The sequence below is a fragment of the Streptomyces sp. NPDC031274 genome (assembly GCF_055570235.1).
On the sequence record NZ_JBVIHP010000112.1, the window covers coordinates 1 to 2,080 of the forward strand.

3 protein-coding genes are annotated in these 2,080 nt (G+C 64.7%); all 3 read right to left on the minus strand.

Annotated elements, in window-relative coordinates; translation table 11 throughout:
• Window positions 1-111: 111 nt before the first annotated feature.
• Window positions 112-801, minus strand: a complete 690-nt coding sequence (locus tag ACZ5CR_RS43975; RefSeq protein WP_468868931.1) for a hypothetical protein — start codon at window positions 799-801, stop codon at window positions 112-114.
• A gap of 182 nt (window positions 802-983) precedes the next feature.
• Complete coding sequence (locus tag ACZ5CR_RS43980; protein ID WP_468868933.1) at window positions 984-1,178, minus strand: hypothetical protein; 195 nt, start codon at window positions 1,176-1,178, stop codon at window positions 984-986.
• 134 nt (window positions 1,179-1,312) lie between these two features.
• The gene (locus ACZ5CR_RS43985) at window positions 1,313-1,714 is read right to left on the minus strand and encodes a hypothetical protein (RefSeq protein WP_468868937.1); all 402 of its coding nucleotides are present in this window, start codon (window positions 1,712-1,714) and stop codon (window positions 1,313-1,315) included.
• Between the last annotated feature and the right edge of the window lie 366 nt (window positions 1,715-2,080).

Here is a 2,080-nt window from a genome sequence, read left to right on the forward strand (position 1 = left end):
GCTTCGACGAGTCATCTTCTCCGGAGCAACCGCCAAGAATGACACTCACCAGCAGTGCCCCGGTGGCGCAGCTTGCCTTGCGGAGAGTTGCCCGCTTGGCGCTGTTGGGCATCAGCTCTCCCAGATGTACCAGCCCACCCGGTAAGGGGAGTAGCTGGTGATCGTCTTCTTCGTGGTTGTCGAGCAATTGCTGTAGTAGGAGTAGCTCTTGCCCTTGTGCTTCAGCCGGTAGACCCCGTACTTGGCATGCGTGGTCCTCTTGGAAGGGGTGTCCACAGTGATGACGTTGCCCATTTTCGCGGCCAGTTCGACCGACAGGTTGACGTTGAACTCGCCCTCAAGTTCATGCACCAGCGTGCTGACCTTCACCTTGAGCCCGGCGGAGACCGACACTCCGACCTTGCCGCTGACTTCGGCCTCGAACCTGGACTTCGCGGTGCGACTCGTGCCGTTGTAGTTGGCATTCGTCGGCCCAACGCCCTTGTGAAACTTGCCGCCCTTGCTGGTGGGCCGGTAGACACCGCCCGGTGTGCAGTGCTCGGAACCCGGAGCAGGGTCGGCCTTCCCAGGCGGCAACTCTCCCCCCTCAACCGGGGCGCCGGGGTCCTGGACCTCAATGAGATCCGTCTCTTCCGGCTCGGCTGGCGGACCGGGCTGAACGGCAGTGTCCTCCGAGTCTCCGGAGCTACCGACTATGGGTTCTGGGCTGGATGCGTCTGCCAGTGCAGGAGTGGTCAGCCCCGCAAAAAGCAGAAAGGTCGCTGCCGGAATCAGCAGGCCCTTGCTTGTTCTGGTGCCCACGAGGCACCTTCCCCGATGAGCCGCCCCTATTGGGCGGCCGATCAGCTGAAAGTACGGGAGTGATTGCCCTGGGTGAAGGCCGTGGGTGATCTTCTGAGCAAGAATTGAGGTCCGAGAACTGCAAGGACGCCGTCCTGCCCGTGGGCGAAGGACGGCGCCTAACGGAGCGCGTGGGACCGGCGTCAGTCTTCTTCCTCTGCTGCCTCAAGAGCCCGCTCAATCTGGCGGTTCGACCGTTCCTGACTGCGGTGGATGGCCTTCGCGTAGAAGCGAAAGAGGACCGCGATGCTGTGGCCCGCGCGACGGGCGACCTCTGCCGGGGAGACCCCCGACTCAAGCCAGAGCGACACGCCCGCATGCCGCAGCGAGTAGGGCACCCTCGCCAAGGGTGAGGCCGCTTCGGAGTCCGACAGCACTGCGAGCCGTGCCGCCTTCCAGAGCTCCCCGTACTCGGGGTCCTTGACGGTGGCCGCCGCTTCGCTCCCGGATTCCCCATGGCGAGCTAGGAGCTCTAGTTGAAGGCACGGCGTAGCGCCAAAGTCGCGTCGACCTCCGGGAAGGCACGCCGGATCTCGCGGTCTGCCTGGTCGATCAGCAGCTCCAGCGCACCAAGTGCTGCGCCGTGCACCAGCTCACGCAGGTACTCATCGAGGTCGGCGACGTCATCGGGCAGCGCGACATCCGCCAGCAGAGCCACACCATCTGTCTTGTACGGCGCGGGCGGTAGCCCCACCTTTTCCGGGTGAACGCAGACAGGCACACCACGCAGGGTGTATCTGTGGCCGTCCTCGGGACTGAAGGGGCACTCACGTGACGGACGCTCGGCCACGTCGAACTCGCCGAGCGGGAAGAGCCGCGACGGACAGATGCCGCACGCGCGGTGGCCGTCACCGGAGACGAATGCCTCAGCCATGGGCGGCAGCGTAGCGTGGTCCACGTACCGGGACGGCAGCTCTAGAAGCCCCACACCCGCGCGGGTGACGTCTGGCAGGAGCAGTCCAGTGCCGGATATCCAAGACGTGAGCCGGAGCCGGTGGACCAGGTGTGGACCACCGGGGCGTGTGCCCCTGGCGACTGGCCGGATATTGGCAGGTCAGACGCCTATCCCACCAAACGCGCGCACGTTCTTGAAAACCGTCGTGGCGAGAGTCACCGTGGGTTCAAATCCCACACCCACCGCAGTTGTTGAGAGCCTCTGACCAGCGAAATCGGTCGGAGGCTCTCGCTGTTTCCAGCCCCCGTGGCTGCCCGCTGTTCGTGGATGAACCCGATACTCCAC